The organism is Halobacterium sp. KA-4, from assembly GCF_021028995.1.
Taxonomy (GTDB): Archaea; Halobacteriota; Halobacteria; order Halobacteriales; family Halobacteriaceae; genus Halobacterium.
Window position 1 is genome coordinate 39,567 of record NZ_JAJJZG010000019.1, and the last position, 14,187, is coordinate 53,753.

Genomic DNA, 14,187 nt, shown 5'->3' on the forward strand with positions numbered 1-14,187 from the left:
CCTATTGTAACTGAGGTACCTACGCTGAGTCAGGCGAGGATTCCGCGTCGTCCGGCATAAAACAACGGGAATAGGTAGCCCAGGTAGCTGGACGAGGTGAGCTAGATACACCAACTAGCTCAGGTGGGATAGGTACCTAAGGTATCTCACCTCCCTTGCCTGCACGTGTGGGTGGTGAGAGTCGCCCACAGATTCCGCCAGCGCTCGGCGTGCGACTCGTCGACGAACGCCACAAGTCTGCGAGACGGTGACGAAGCCGCCCCGGTATCACTCGTAACCGCCCCCACACTACTTCGCTCACCCTGCGGAGTTCGCTCGTCGAGGCCTCGAAAGGCGACGCCTTTCGGTGGCTTCGACGTGGTTCTCACCGTCAATTGCCGGAAGCCGGTGGTGCACCACCCATTCCGTCGGCCGTCTAGGTCGTAGACTCCACCAGTCAGGGTCGGGCTACTGTGGCTTTGCTCGTGTTCGAGGAGGCGCTCCGCGCGGCCGTGTGCTGAATCAGCGCCGCCGCCCCACGGCGGCGTCGAACGGCGCGTCAGCGGAAGCGACGCAGTGGCGACAACCACAGGGCCACCTACAGAATTAATATCGCGAAATGTAGTTTATAGACCGGCTGAGTGGGCGAGTCGTCGCCGGAACAGGGAGTAACAGGACGAAGGCCAGAGTAACCGGGCGGCTGTGCTCCGTGGAGCACGGTGAATCGAGCCAGTCAACCAGACTACTGCCGGGGCGTCGACCACCGACGCGACGTCGACCTCGACCAATTCGTGCGTCGGAGGCGCATCCCCCGCAGCTGAAGAGTGGGGCGCTCTGGATACGGTCGGTTGCCGGACTGGGAATCGGCCGTACCGATCAACTGGAGCGAACGAGCTAGCTACTCGTGCTAGTGGGTGTCAATGGGTCGAGGACTCGATCGCGCGTCGCTGCCACGCACAGCGCTCGCCACCGTCGGCTGCCCTACCGCGGTAGGGCAGCCGTACGCTGTCCGCGTGACTCGCTCACCGACCAGCGGAGCCTTCGGTAGGCCGTTGTGGGTTCACGCACGCACGCGCGTTGTCGACTGCAAACCAAGTCTGTAAATCCTATTCTGCGATATAGAGTTATCGTCGCGAGGTGGCAGTCGAGCAGCCGGCGAGAAACCACGAGAGGGGGGTGACGACGAGCGTCCGGAGTGCGAGCGGTTAGTTCTGGACGGCAGCCGCGAGCAGTTCGACAGGCGTCGGCGGACTCGCGCGGTCCTCGGGAACGAGGTCGGCAGCGTCGCGGGCGTCCTCGTCGAGCATGTCGCCGAGCTGGGTGCGACAGGACGCGCCGGGAGCAACCGCAAGTTCCCCGTCGCTGTCGTCGAGTTGGTCGACGAGGATGTCGCCGATGGCCTCGCTCATGGCGTGGTGTTCGGCTTCGTAGCCGAACGTCCCGGCCATCCCGCAGCACGTCGAGTCGACGGGGTCGGTGGCGTAGCCCGCGCGGCGCAGCACGCCGACCGCGTGGTGGTCTTTCTTCGTCGCCTTCTGGTGGCAGTGCCCGTGGTAGGACAGCGACGCGTCGGGCGTACTCCAGGCGATAGCGTCGTCCAGCCGGAACGCGTCCAGATACTCGCAGACGCCGTACGTGTTCGCGGCGAGCGTCTCGACGGCGTCACCCGAGAGCAAGTCCAGATAGTCGGATTGGAACATCACGGCGTCGGAGGGCTCGACGAGCACGACGTCCCAGCCCTCGGCGACCCGCGGTTCGAGCGCCGCGATGTTCTGTCGAGCGGTTTCGCGGGACTTGTCGAGGAAGCCCTTCGAGTGAGCGGGCCGGCCGCTATCGGTGCGGTCGGCGAGGTCGACGTGGACGCCCGCGGCTTCCAAGACACGAACGGCGGCTTTCCCGATTTCGGGGTGGGCGTAGTTCGTGTACGTGTCCGGGAACAGCACGGCCTTCCGGTCGGCGTCGCCGGCGGGGACGGTGGTGCCGCCGCGCGCGTCGAACCAGTCCTGCAGGGTCTCGCGCTCGAAGCGCGGGAGCGAGCGCTCGCTGGCGATGCCGACGGTCTTCTCCAGCACCGTGCGAGCGCCCGGCACCTTCGAGACGAGATTCGAGATGGGCGCGGTCGCGCTACCGAGCGCGGCGAGCGCGTCGACGTTCGCGAACAGCTTGTCGCGGACGCTGGCGCCCTCGCGCTGGTGGCGCTCGTGAGTGACCTCGGCTTTCATCTTCGCCATGTCGACCTCGCTGGGGCAGTCTTTCGCGCAGCCCTTGCAGCCCACGCAGAGGTCCAGCACTTCTTCGGCGAACTCGTCTCCGGTCGGGTCGTCGGGGAGGTCGCCGCTCATCGCCTGCCGGAGCATGTTCGCGCGGCCCCGCGTCGACGTAATCTCCTCGTCTGCGGCGCGGTAGGTCGGACACATCACGCCGCCCGTGGTCTCCTGCTCGGTGCGGCAGCCCCCACAGCCGTGGCAGAGTTCGACCATCCCACGGAGGCCGTTCTCGTTGTCCCAGTTCAGGTTCGCGTCGAAGCCCGCGTCGAACTCGTAGTCGGGGCTGAAGCGGAGGTTCTCGGTCATGTCGACGTCCCCGCAGACCTGTCCGGGGTTCAGTATCCAGTCGGGGTCGAAGGCACTCTTGAGGTCGCGGAACGCGCCCCAGAGCTGGTCGCCGTACAGCTTGCGGTTCCACTGGGTGCGCGCGCGACCGTCGCCGTGCTCGCCGGAGACGCTCCCGCCGAACTCCACGACCACGTCGGTGACGCGGTCGGCGATGTCCTCCATCGCCGCGAGCCCGGTCTCAGATTTGGTGTTCACGAGCGGGCGGACGTGGAGAACGCCCGGGCCAGCGTGCGCGTAGAACGACGCGAACGTGTCGTTGTCTTCGAGAATCGCCTGGAAGCGCGTGACGAACTCCGAGAGGTGCTCGGGCGGAATCGCACAGTCCTCGATGAACGAGATGTGTTTCGCGTCGCTCGTGCGACCCAAGAGGATGGGCAACCCGGACTTGCGGAGCTTCCAGTAGGTCTCGCGCTCCTCGTCGTCGTGGGCGACGAGCGAGTCGAATGCGTACCGGTCGCCACCGCCGCTGGCGTCGGGCTCGCCGCCGTCGTGGCCGCCCTCCACGCGGTCGGCGACGAGGCTAGCGGTCTGCTCGCGGCCGTCCTCGTCGTTGGCGGCGTAGAACTCCACGAGCAGCGCGGCCCGCGTTCCCTCGGGAAGCAGCGCCACGACGTCCTCGAACTCCGCGGTCTCGCTGGCGAGGTCGATGAGCGTGTCGTCGATGAGCTCGACCGCCGCGGGGTCGTGGTCGAGGACGTGCGTGACGTCAGTGACGGCGTCGACGACGCTCTCGTACGTCAATAGTGCGACCGACTTCGTCTCCGGAATCGGTTCCAGCGAGACCGTCGCTTCGGTGACGATGGCCAGCGTTCCCTCGCTGCCCGCGAGCAGGCGCGCGAGGTTCACGGTGCCATCTCGTGCTTCGTCGACGAGCCGGTCGAGGTTGTAGCCGGAGACGTTGCGCTTCATGTCCGGGAAGCGCGCTTCGACCTCGTCGGCGTGGTCGTCGAGGACGGCGACGACGCCCGCGTAGACGCGCGACAGGGGGTCGTCGGCGTTCGCGTCGGCGCGCTCTCGCAACTCGTCGACGGCCATCACGCCGAGCGTCGCGGTCGACCCGTCCGCGAGCACGACCTCACACGACTCGACGTACGCGTCGGTCTTCCCGTACTTCAGGGAGTGCGCGCCCGTGGAGTTGTTCCCGATAGCGCCGCCGACGGTGCTCCGGTTGCCCGCAGCGGGGTCGGGCGCGAACTTCAGGTCGTGGGGCGCGAGTCGCTGGTTCAGGTCTTCGAGGACCGTGCCCGCCTGCACACGGGCTTCCTGGCTGTCGGGGTCGACGTCGACGACGCCGTCCATGTGTCGCGTGAAGTCGAGGACGATGGCCTCGTTGACCGCCTGGCCCGCGAGGCTCGTGCCGCCGCCGCGGGGCAGCACGGGAATCTCGCGGGTGGCGCAGTAGTCGACGACCGCCGCGACGTCCTCGGTGTCGGTCGGGAAAACGACGCCGACCGGCGTCACCTCGTAGGCGGACGCGTCGGTCGCGTACAGTTGGCGCGTGTACGTGTCGAAGCGCACGTCGCCGGCGACGCGGTCGGCCAGGTCGTCGACGAGTCCGGGCCGCTCGACGTCGCCGCCGACGTAGTCGTACTCCGCACGGTCGTCCGCCGCCGGCGTCGCCTCGCGCCCCGGCAGGCCGCGTTCGTGGGATGCCATCTGATTGCGAGCGACTACGGCGGACGCCCTCCTTGTGTTTTCGGATGCCTCGAACGAGCTTCGGGAGCCGCCGTCAGAACGCGAGCGCGAAGACGCCGATCTGAATCGGGAGCAGGACGAGCAGCGTCGCCAGCGAGCACAGCGCCGCCATCTTGACGAGCTCCATCGTGTCTACGACGTCGAGCCCGAGTATCGCGACGAGGACCGCCGACTGGTAGGGGAAGAAGTACGTGTTGAGCGCGACCGCTTCGGTCATCGCGACCGGGACCAGCGGGAGGCCGGCGCCCTCGGCGAACGCCACGAGCACGGGCGTCAGCACGCTCGCGACCGCCAGCCCCTCCATGAGGAACGTCAACGCGATGGACGCGACCGCGAGGAACCCGAGCGCGACCGCCAGCGACGCGTCCTGCGGGAACGTCGCGAGGATGACGTCGGCGGCGACCTCCGTGAACCCGGTCTGCTGGAGGCCCGCAGCGATGGCGAAGATGGCGCCGAGGAAGAACACGATGGAGAAGTTCGCCTGCTCGACGGCGTCCGCGCCGACGACGCCGACGCGGGGCGTGAACGCGAGCACGACGACGACGAGCGCACCGTACAGCGGGTGGAGGCCGTGGACCGAGTCAGTCAGCCAGATGGCGACGCCGACCAGCAGGAACGCCATCATGCGGCGCGCCTCCGCGGACGCTCCCGTGGTCCCTTCGACGCTGGTATCCACGGCGTCGGCGTCCGTCGGCCGGTAGAGAACGTACGCGATGGCGGTGACGACGGCGGCGCGACCGACCGTCATGACGGGCGCGAGCCAGACCGCCCACTCCACCCAGCCGATGGAGACGCCGGCGTTCGTCTCGACCAGCCCGGCGATGATGATGTTCGCCAGCGACCCCGTGAGGATGCCCGTGCCGGCGAAGTAGGTGACGAACAGTGGGCCGAGGAACAGGCCGACGCGGGCGCGGCGCTCGGAGAAGCTCGTCCCGATGGAGACGAGGATGGGACCGAGGATGAGCACGCGCACGAGCGCCGACGGGACGAGCACGACAAACGCGAGCGCGGCAGCCGACAGCACGACCAGGAGGTGGCGGTACGTGGTGGCCGCGTCCGCGGTCGCGTCGCCGGGGAGCACGCCCAGCGCGGCGCGTTCGACGACGGCGGCGAGCCCGCTCTGTCGGGTAGCCTCCCCGAGCAGCACGCCGAGGACGACCAGCCACGTGGCCGGCGACTGGAAGCCGGTGAGCGCGAGGTCCGTCGAGAACACGACACCGACGAGTCCAACCGCGAGCAGGCCGGTGAGCCACGGCTCGACGGGCGCGCCGACCCAGAGGCTGACGCAGAAGACGGTGATGGCGAGCATCGTCGCCGCGTCGGCGGCGACGGGTGCGTACAGGAAGACGCCGGCGGCGGCTGCGGCGCCGACCGGCAGCGAGAGCCACGAGAGGTCGAACTCCTCCCGGAGGACGGCCAGCCGCGTCGGTTCAGTCGACACGTCGGAACACCATTCGTCGGGAAACAGGGACACGGACCGCATTCATCTTGCGGAAGGGGCCGTGAGGGCCGGTAGCGGCGCCAACGCGACGGGCATGTGGGTTCGTCGAGCAGTCGCAGCCTCAGAGATTCGACGCCGTGGCGCCGCCGTCGATGGGGACTGCGGCGCCGTTGACGTAGCCGGACTTCGGCGAGCTCAGGAACGCGACCGTGTTGCCGAGCTCCATCGGGTCGCCGATGCGTTCGAGGGGGTTGTCCGCCCAGTCCGCCAGCCCCTCCTCGTAGCTGTCGTACTCGCCGCGCTCGATGGCTTGGTCGACGAGCTCGCGGATGCGCGAGGTCTCGTGCGACCCGGGGAGGACGGCGTTCGCGCGGACCTCGGGTGCGAACTCCTTCGAGAGCGTCTTCTCCAGGCCGACGACGCCCATGCGGACGGAGTTGGACAGCACGAGGTCGTCGATGGCTTCCTTGACGCTACGGGAAGTGATGGTGACGATGGTGCCGCCGTCGCCCTCCGTCAGGTGAGGTTCGGCCTCGCGGGCCAGCCGGACGACGCTCATCACGAGCAACTCGTAGGCCTCGTACCAGTCCTCGTCGGTCGTTTCGAGGAACGCGCCGGACGGCGGGCCGCCGGCGCTGGTGACGAGGTGGTCGATGGTGCCGAACTCCTCGACGGTCGTCTCCACGAGCGCCTCGACGTCGTCGGCGTCGGTCAGGTCGCCCTGCTGGGCGACGACCTCGCCAGTCGCCACGTCCGCGATTTCCTCTCGGGCGTCCGCGAGTCGGTCCTCGTCGCGGCCGTTGATGACGACGTCGGCGCCCTCGCGGGCGAGTGCTTTCGCCGACGCTTTGCCGAGGCCGCTGGAGGACGCCGTCACGAGCGCTGCGTTGCCGTCGATTGCCAGGTCCATGTCGTAGCCAATCGGAGTCCCGTTCGAAAGCGTTTCCGTACAGGCAACCAGCGTGGCGACGGGTGGCGTCGAGCATCGACGGCTTGCCCGTTGGGGCGCGGGCGAGTTATTTATCCGTTCGGGCTGTACGCCGGCGTATGCTCGATTACTTCGGTTTGGAAGCGGACCTCGACCAGGAGGAGCGACTGCTGTTAGAGTCCGCTCGCGACTTCGTCGACGGAGAAGTCGAGGACATCGGCCAGCACTGGATAGACGGCACCTTCCCCGAGGAACTCATCCCGAAGATGGGTGAGATGGGGTTCTACGCTCCGAACCTCGAGGGGTACGGTCTAGCGAACGTCAGCGAGAAGTCCTACGGGCTGTTGATGCAGGAGCTGGAGGCGTGTGACTCGGGGCTGCGCTCGATGGCGAGCGTGCAGGGCGCGCTCGTGATGTACCCGATTCACGCGTTCGGTAGCGACGAGCAGCGCGAGGAGTGGCTGCCAAAACTCGGGACGGGTGAGGCCGTCGGCTGCTTCGGCCTCACCGAACCCGAGCACGGGTCGAACCCCTCTGCGATGGAGACGCGCGCCGAACGTGCCGGCGGGCACGCGGGCGACGAGTACGTCCTGAACGGCTCGAAGACGTGGATTACGAACTCCCCGATTGCGGACGTCGCGGTGGTCTGGGCGAAAGACCACAGCGAGGACGACAACCCCGTCCGGGGGTTCCTCGTGGAGACCGACCGCGACGGCGTTACGACGAACAAGATCGACGACAAGCTCAGCCTCCGTGCGTCCATCACTGGTGAAATCAGCCTGCAGAACGTACACATCCCGAAGGAGAACCGGCTTCCCGGTGTCTCCGGGATGAAGGGGCCGCTGTCGTGTCTCACGCAGGCGCGCTACGGCATCGCGTGGGGGGCGGTCGGCGCGGCCCGGGACTGCTTCGAGACCGCTCGCGAGTACGCTACGGACCGCGAGCAGTTCGGCAAACCAATCGGCGGCTTCCAGATGCAACAACAGAAGCTCGCGGAGATGGCGACCCAGATTACGCTCGCGCAGTTGCTCGCGCACCGTCTCGCGGATCTGAAGGAGCGCGGCGACATGCGCCCCCAGCACGTCTCAATGGCGAAACGCAACAACGTCCGGATGGCCCGCGACCAGTCCCGCATCGCCCGGGAGATGCTGGGCGGCAACGGCATCACCACGGACTACTCGCCGATGCGCCACATGACGAACATGGAGACTGTCTACACCTACGAGGGTACCCACGACATTCACACGCTGATTCTCGGCGAAGACCTCACTGGCATCGCCGCATACAACTAACTGATATCTGGTAATTTGATTGTCCTATATCTATTTTTATATTTCTTTTGCCAGTCAGTGAATCGTGATTGTGAGTGGGGATTGTATATCGACAGCCCCCGCGGGCGTCATTCAACCCGTCCAGTATATCCTAATACTAGTTACAATAGGTAGTTTAGGTGCCTATTACTTTTTTAGAGGTCCGATATCCGGTCATTTACTATTACAGCGGTTTCAGTAAATTCCAGATACGATCGAGAAACAGGTTTCGATGATGGTCCGAATATGAGGTATAGCTCCCCACCTCAACAACTAACCCCCATAATTACCAATTTTCGAAGTAATAAATACTATTGACTTTACGGAGTGGTATGCTGTCTCGTAGTGTCGTGACGAGCACGCTACTTAATGCAGGCCGAAAAAGCGCGGCCGTGTTTCGAGTGGGGTGGAAATTCCTTGGTTCCTGGCGAGAACTTCTAAGCTTCCGAGAACCAGCCACCATTCTAATGGAGGTAGGTGGTATCTCTGACGGTAGGTATGTCCACTCAAGAACACCGTCTCGAAAGCACCGTTGCCGGCTTCACTGCCGTCGGGAAGCTCCACTCGCTGAGCGTCTGGTTCATCCTCGCGTTACGCCTGATGATGGGACTAGCGTTCCTCCAGAGCGGCGTCGATAAGGTTCTTTCCGGGAGTTTCAGCGCGGCCGGCTATCTCCAGAACGCACCGCCCGCGAACAACAGTCCGGTCGCCGACCTCTTCGTTGCGATGGGGGAGACACCGTGGTTCGTGGACTTCGTGAACATCGCCGTCCCGTGGGGTGAGGTACTCATCGGTCTCGGCCTGCTCGTGGGCTGTCTCACCCGTCTCGCCGCGTTCTGGGGCGCGTTCATGATGCTCATGTTCTACCTCGGGAACTGGGAGATCAGCCACGGCTACATCAACGGCGACTTCGCGTACATGCTCGTGTTCCTCGCGGTCGCCGCGTTCGGTGCCGGCCGCATCCTCGGGCTGGACTCGTACATCGAACAGTACGAGGTCGGTGGCGAGGCGCTCGTCGAGCGCTATCCGTGGATGCGCTACCTGCTCGGCTAGAAGAAGCGGTCCGAGACCGCTACTGCGATTCTTTCGCGTGCTGTAGCGAGAAGACGAACCCGTAGTAGGCGACGACGCCGCTCGCGAGCGCGCCGTAGTACACCAGCTGCGGTGCACCGAACGCCTCGAACAGCAGGGTGACGACGATGACCCACGCGAACGCGAACGCGAGGTCGAACAGCATTCCGTCGTGGTGTTCGACGACGTGGTCGCGGACAGCGTCGAGCAGGCTCACGATTCGTCTTCCCCGTGGGCGTCGACGACGAGCACCGGCAGCCGGGTGCGCCGGAGTACTTTCTCGGCGACGCTACCGAGAACGACCCGGGAGAGCCCGGAGCGGCCGTGGCTCCCCATCACGACGAGGTCGATGTCGTTGTCCTCGACGAACTTCCGGATGGCACGCGCGGGCTCGCCTGCCGTGACGTGCTCCTCGACGGAGACACCGTGCTCGGCGGCGACGTCCGCGACGTAGCCGGTGGCCTCGTCGGCCTCGGCTTTCACTTCGGGCATCTCATCGAGTTTCCCCCGACGGATGCGTTCGACCTGCTCGGTGCCAAGCGCGAGCGTCGTCGCGTCGACGTCGAAGACGAACAACGCGTGGACCGTCGCGTCGTACTTCGCCGCGAGGTCGACCGCCTGGTCGACCGCACTGCGGGCGGTTTCGCTGCCGTCGGTCGGAACGAGGATGTTGTCGTACATTTAGTCGTCAGAGCTCACGACGTCTTCGGCGCTCTGCTGTTGGCTCATCGGTTCGGGGCTGTGGCACTGCCGAACGAGCTTCTTCGTTTCGAGGTCGGGTTCGGCGGTCACCATCGAGACGACGATGGTCACCACGAACACGACAGGCACGGCGACGAGCGCGGAGCCGATAGCGGGCAGCCACTGTGCGAGCGTCGCGGAGATGATGCCGTCCGAGCCCGCGGCCCCGCTGAGCAGCCCGTAGTTCGGCACCACTTCGTTGATCATCGGAATCGTCCAGATGACGAGCCCGGTGGTCATGCCGGCGAGTGCGCCCTGACGGTTCGTGTTCTCCCACCAGAGGCCGAGGAAGAACATCGGGAACAGCACGGCACCGGCCAGCGAGAACGCGTACGAGACGAGCGCCGCGATGGGCGCTGCCGGGTCGAGCGCGGCCAGCGTCGTGATGACGCCGAGCGCGATGATGCTCATACGGCCGACGAACACCTGCTGGCGCTGCGTCGCGTCCTCGTTGATGAGGTTCTTGTAGATGTCGTGGGAGATGGCCGACGACCCAGTGATGAACAGGCCGGCGGTCGTCGCGATGGCGGCTGCGATACCGCCAGCGGCGACGAGCCCGACGAACCACGTTGGGAGATTCGACAGCTGCGCGGCGAGCACGACGATGACGTCGCCCGCTGCGGACGTCATGCCGGGGTCACCGTAGACGGGACCGATGTTGTTCGCGTAGAGGTCGGTACCGAACGCCGCGAACGCGGGCGACGCGAGGTACAGCAGGAGGATGAAGCCGAGCCCCCAGACCGTCGACCAGCGCGCGGTGCGCTCGCTCTCGACGGTGTAGAACCGCACGAGCACGTGCGGTAAGCCACACGTACCGACCACCAGCGAGAACGCGGTGGCAATCCAGAGGTAGTAGCCGCCGTTGACGAACGGTTCGCTGAACTCGCTGCCGAGTTCGGCGAACAGCGCTCCGTACTCGATCTGCGGGATAATCGTCGAGTAGCCGTTCACGAACCCGACGACGTACAGGCCCGCGAGGAACGCGACGATGAGGATGACGTACTGGACGGCCATGTTCTTCGTCGCGCCGAGCATCCCCGACAGCGTGAGGTAGCCCACCGTGATGGTCATCATGAGTACGACCATCGACTGGTAGCCGGTGAGCCCGAGGATACCGAGGTCGCCGAAGATGTAGAGGCCGACCAGGCCCATGCCGCGGGCTTGCCCGATGGCGTACACGAACGCGATGAGGAACGTCGTGAGCGCGGCGATGGCGCGGGCGGTGTCAGAGTTGAACCGGTCGCCGACGAAGTCGGGCGCGGTGTACTTCCCGAACCGCCGCATCTGAGCGGCCATGAAGATTAGCAGCACGAAGTAGCCGGTCGACCAGCCGACGATGAACGCCAGCCCGTAGAAACCGGAGGTGGCGATGAGCGCGGCCATGCCGAGGTACGACGCGGCGGACATCCAGTTCGCACCGATTGCCATACCGTTCTCGACGTTCCCGATGGAACGGCCGGCGACCCACATGCCCTCGGTATCGGCGACCTTGAACACGAAGCCGATGACGAGGAACAACAGCAGCATCGCCGTCACGAGCACGGCGGGCAGCGCCTTGAACGAGACGTTCAGTCCTTCTGGAAGCAGTCCAGACTGTGCGACTGCGCCGGTCAGGTACGGGAGGAGGGCGCTCATTCCGAGACACCCCCGTCAGGCGAGTGGTCGATGCCGTACTTCTCGTCGAGAGCGTCGCGCTTTCGCGCGTACCAGAACGCCAGAATCAGCGCGCCGCCGGGCGCACCGATCGAGACGAGGAAGTAGTGCAGCGGGAAGCCGAGAACGGGCATCGTCGACGTCATCACGTCCGGGATAATCGCGGTTAGCGTCACCGGGCCGAAGACGACGACTGCCCAAATGGCGAATCCCGTCCAGATGATGCGGAGGTGATCCCGCATGAACGGCGTGCTCGGCCGTAGCAGGTTCACCTCCGACGTGAGGTAGTCGGTGCTGTCCTCGGACTGCGCGACGCCGGCGACAGCGCCGCCGTCCGGTTCGGCGGGCGGTTCGTCCGTCGGATCGTGGTTGTTGTTGTCTGTCATAGTTAGTGGTCTGTTAGTTCATTCCGTGTGGCGGTTGTGAAAAGTCGGGGTGGCGTTAGTCGTCGGAGACTTTCGACTGGATGTCTTCGACGACCTCCGGATTCCGCAGCGTGGAGGTGTTGCCGAGATCCTCGCCGTTGGCGATGTCCTCCAGGAGCCGCCGCATAATCTTCCCCGAACGGGTCTTCGGGAGTTCGGTCGTGAACACGACTTCCTCCGGGCGCGCGATGGGGCCGATGGCGTCCTCGACACCGGCGATGATACGCTCGCGGAGGTCCTCGTCTCCCTCGTAGCCGTCCTCAGTGATGACGTACGCGTAGACGGCTTCGCCTTTCAGTTCGTGGTCGCCGCCGACGACGGCGGCTTCGGCGACGCCCTCGACACCGACGATGGCGGATTCGATTTCCATTGTGCCGAGGCGGTGGCCGGAGACGTTGATGACGTCGTCCACGCGCCCGAGTACGGTGATGTAGCCGTCCTCGTCGATTTTTGCGCCGTCTTCGGGGAAGTAGACCCAGTCCTCGGAGTCGCTGCTCTCGGTGTCCGAGTACTCCGTCCAGTACTCCTCAATGAAGCGCTCGTCGTTGTCGTACAGCGTCCGCAGCATGCCCGGCCACGGATTGTTGACCGTAAGGTAGCCGGCTTCGCCGGCGCTGACTTCTTCACCCGTGGTGTCGACGATGTTGGCGTCGATGCCGGGGAGCGGCGGACCCGCCGAGCCCGGCTTCATGTCGTTGATGGCGGGCAGCGTGGTAATCATCATACCGCCGGTCTCGGTCTGCCACCACGTGTCCACCACCGGGCAGTCCTCGTCGCCGATGTGCGTGTAGTACCACTTCCACGCGCGCGGATTGATGGGTTCCCCAACCGTCCCCAGCAGCCGCAGACTGGAGAGATCGTGCTGGTCGGGGTACTCCTTACCCCACTTCATGAACGCGCGGATAGCGGTCGGCGCGGTGTACAGTTGGTTGACGTCGTAGTCGTCGACGATTTCCCAGAGGCGGTCCTTGTCCGGGTAGTCCGGAGTACCCTCGTACATCACTGACGTGGTACCGAGCGCGAGCGGCCCGTAGACGATGTACGAGTGGCCGGTAATCCAGCCGATGTCCGCCGAACACCAGTAGGTGTCCTCGGGCTTGACGTCGAGGACAGCGTGGCTCGTCCACGCCGCGTACGACAGGTAGCCGCCCGTCGTGTGTTTGACGCCCTTCGGCTGACCGGTGGTCCCCGACGTGTACATCAGGAACAGCATGTCCTCGGCGTCCCGCGGAACGGGGTCGACTTCCGCTCCCTCGAACTCCGCGACGAGGTCGTCGTAGTCGGTCTGGTTGGCCGCGAGGTCGTGCCCGAAGCCGTCGTCACCGAGGCGGTCGACGACAACCACGTCGCTGACCTCGTGCTCGACGCCTTCGAGACCCTCGTTGGTCTTTTCGAGGTGGTCGAGGGGGTCGCCGCGGCGGTAGTAGCCGTCGCAGGTCACCAGGTACTCCGAGTCCGCGGAGTTCATCCGCGTCGCGAGCGCGTCCGCGGAGAAGCCAGCGAAGACGACGGAGTGCGGCGCGCCGATGCGAGCGCACGCCAGCATCGCAATCGGGAGCTCCGGAATCATCGGCATGTAGAGGGTGACGATGTCGTCCTCCTCGACGCCGCGGTCCCGGAGCGCGGCCGCGAACTCCTCGACTTCGCGCTGAAGTTCGGCGTACGTGTACGTGCGCGTTTCGTCGGTTGGTTCGCCGACCCATTCGAGGGCTTCCTCGTCGCCGCGGCCCTCCTCTACGTGGCGGTCGATGCAGTTGTAACTCGCGTTCAGCTCGCCGCCCGTGAACCACTCGTAGAACGGCGGGTTCGAGTCGTCGAGTACGGTGTCGTACTCCTCGTCCCACGAGAGGTGGTCGGCGGCGCGCTCCCAACACTCCGGCCAGTTCTGTTCGAACTCGTCGTAGATGTCGGGGTCCGAGACGTTCGCCTGTTCGACGAACGACTCCGGCGGCTCGAAGACCTCGCCCTCGGGGAGGCGGGCTTCGAGTTCCGGGTCAGCGTCTTGGTCTGGCATATCCATCACAATCGTTCACGACATCCGTGTTAAGTACCGGCGCTAATTATGCCAACACCCGCCATATGAGAGAGCAACGCGGAAACCCGGCCAAAGAGCGCCAACTCGGCCCATTAGTCGTCTCTACGTGAGATTCCGCCGGCCACAAAGCACTCCGCAGCTGGCGTCGTAGAAATTACTCACTAAATGAGGGTGTCATAGAACTCTTCTCACACCGTGATGATCGTGCTTCCCGGATTGTCTCCGCGTTCGTAGTTGGTGATAGCGACGACAAGGCGAAGGCACAGGGCAAGAAACACCTGCGCTCGTGCGTGG

10 protein-coding genes and 1 pseudogene are annotated in these 14,187 nt (G+C 65.4%); 2 read left to right on the forward strand and 9 right to left on the reverse strand.

Annotated features, from left to right (window positions below):
* Nucleotides 1-1,184: 1,184 nt before the first annotated feature.
* From LPA44_RS15200 to LPA44_RS15210, 3 genes are all read right to left on the reverse strand, one after another.
* Nucleotides 1,185-4,250, reverse strand: a complete 3,066-nt coding sequence (locus LPA44_RS15200) for an FAD-binding and (Fe-S)-binding domain-containing protein (RefSeq protein ID WP_230890370.1) — start codon at nt 4,248-4,250, stop codon at nt 1,185-1,187.
* Nucleotides 4,251-4,323: 73 nt separating this feature from the next.
* Nucleotides 4,324-5,730, reverse strand: a complete 1,407-nt coding sequence (locus LPA44_RS15205) for an SLC13 family permease (RefSeq protein ID WP_230890371.1) — start codon at nt 5,728-5,730, stop codon at nt 4,324-4,326.
* 121 nt (nt 5,731-5,851) lie between these two features.
* A complete protein-coding gene (locus LPA44_RS15210; RefSeq protein ID WP_230890372.1) occupies nt 5,852-6,640 on the reverse strand; it encodes an SDR family oxidoreductase in 789 nt (262 codons plus the stop codon).
* Nucleotides 6,641-6,777: 137 nt separating this feature from the next.
* On the opposite strand from LPA44_RS15210, the gene LPA44_RS15215 reads away from it, so the two are divergent.
* Both LPA44_RS15215 and LPA44_RS15220 read left to right on the forward strand, forming a co-directional pair.
* Entirely contained in the window at nt 6,778-7,950 is a 1,173-nt protein-coding gene (locus tag LPA44_RS15215) for an acyl-CoA dehydrogenase family protein (RefSeq protein WP_230890373.1), read from the forward strand.
* Nucleotides 7,951-8,466: 516 nt separating this feature from the next.
* Nucleotides 8,467-9,021, forward strand: a complete 555-nt coding sequence (locus LPA44_RS15220; RefSeq protein ID WP_230890374.1) for a DoxX family protein — start codon at nt 8,467-8,469, stop codon at nt 9,019-9,021.
* A gap of 19 nt (nt 9,022-9,040) precedes the next feature.
* Here LPA44_RS15220 and LPA44_RS15225 read toward each other — a convergent pair whose 3' ends face one another.
* From LPA44_RS15225 to LPA44_RS15250, 6 genes and pseudogenes are all read right to left on the reverse strand, one after another.
* Nucleotides 9,041-9,256 carry a hypothetical protein gene (locus LPA44_RS15225; RefSeq protein WP_230890375.1) on the reverse strand — a complete coding sequence of 72 codons (216 nt, stop codon included), beginning with the start codon at nt 9,254-9,256 and terminating at the stop codon, nt 9,041-9,043.
* Nucleotides 9,253-9,720 (reverse strand): universal stress protein, encoded by a 468-nt coding sequence (locus LPA44_RS15230; protein ID WP_230890376.1) that lies wholly within the window; start codon nt 9,718-9,720, stop codon nt 9,253-9,255. Before LPA44_RS15230 ends, LPA44_RS15225 begins: the two co-directional genes overlap by 4 nt.
* Nucleotides 9,721-11,415, reverse strand: coding sequence for a sodium:solute symporter family transporter (locus LPA44_RS15235; RefSeq protein ID WP_230890377.1), 1,695 nt, complete (start codon nt 11,413-11,415; stop codon nt 9,721-9,723).
* Complete coding sequence (locus LPA44_RS15240) at nt 11,412-11,819, reverse strand: DUF4212 domain-containing protein (RefSeq protein WP_230890378.1); 408 nt, start codon at nt 11,817-11,819, stop codon at nt 11,412-11,414. The genes LPA44_RS15235 and LPA44_RS15240 overlap by 4 nt, the downstream gene beginning before the upstream one ends.
* A gap of 55 nt (nt 11,820-11,874) precedes the next feature.
* The gene (acs, locus tag LPA44_RS15245; protein ID WP_230890379.1) at nt 11,875-13,872 is read right to left on the reverse strand and encodes an acetate--CoA ligase; all 1,998 of its coding nucleotides are present in this window, start codon (nt 13,870-13,872) and stop codon (nt 11,875-11,877) included.
* 209 nt (nt 13,873-14,081) lie between these two features.
* Nucleotides 14,082-14,187 (reverse strand): annotated as a pseudogene (locus LPA44_RS15250) (IS5/IS1182 family transposase); the annotation flags it as partial.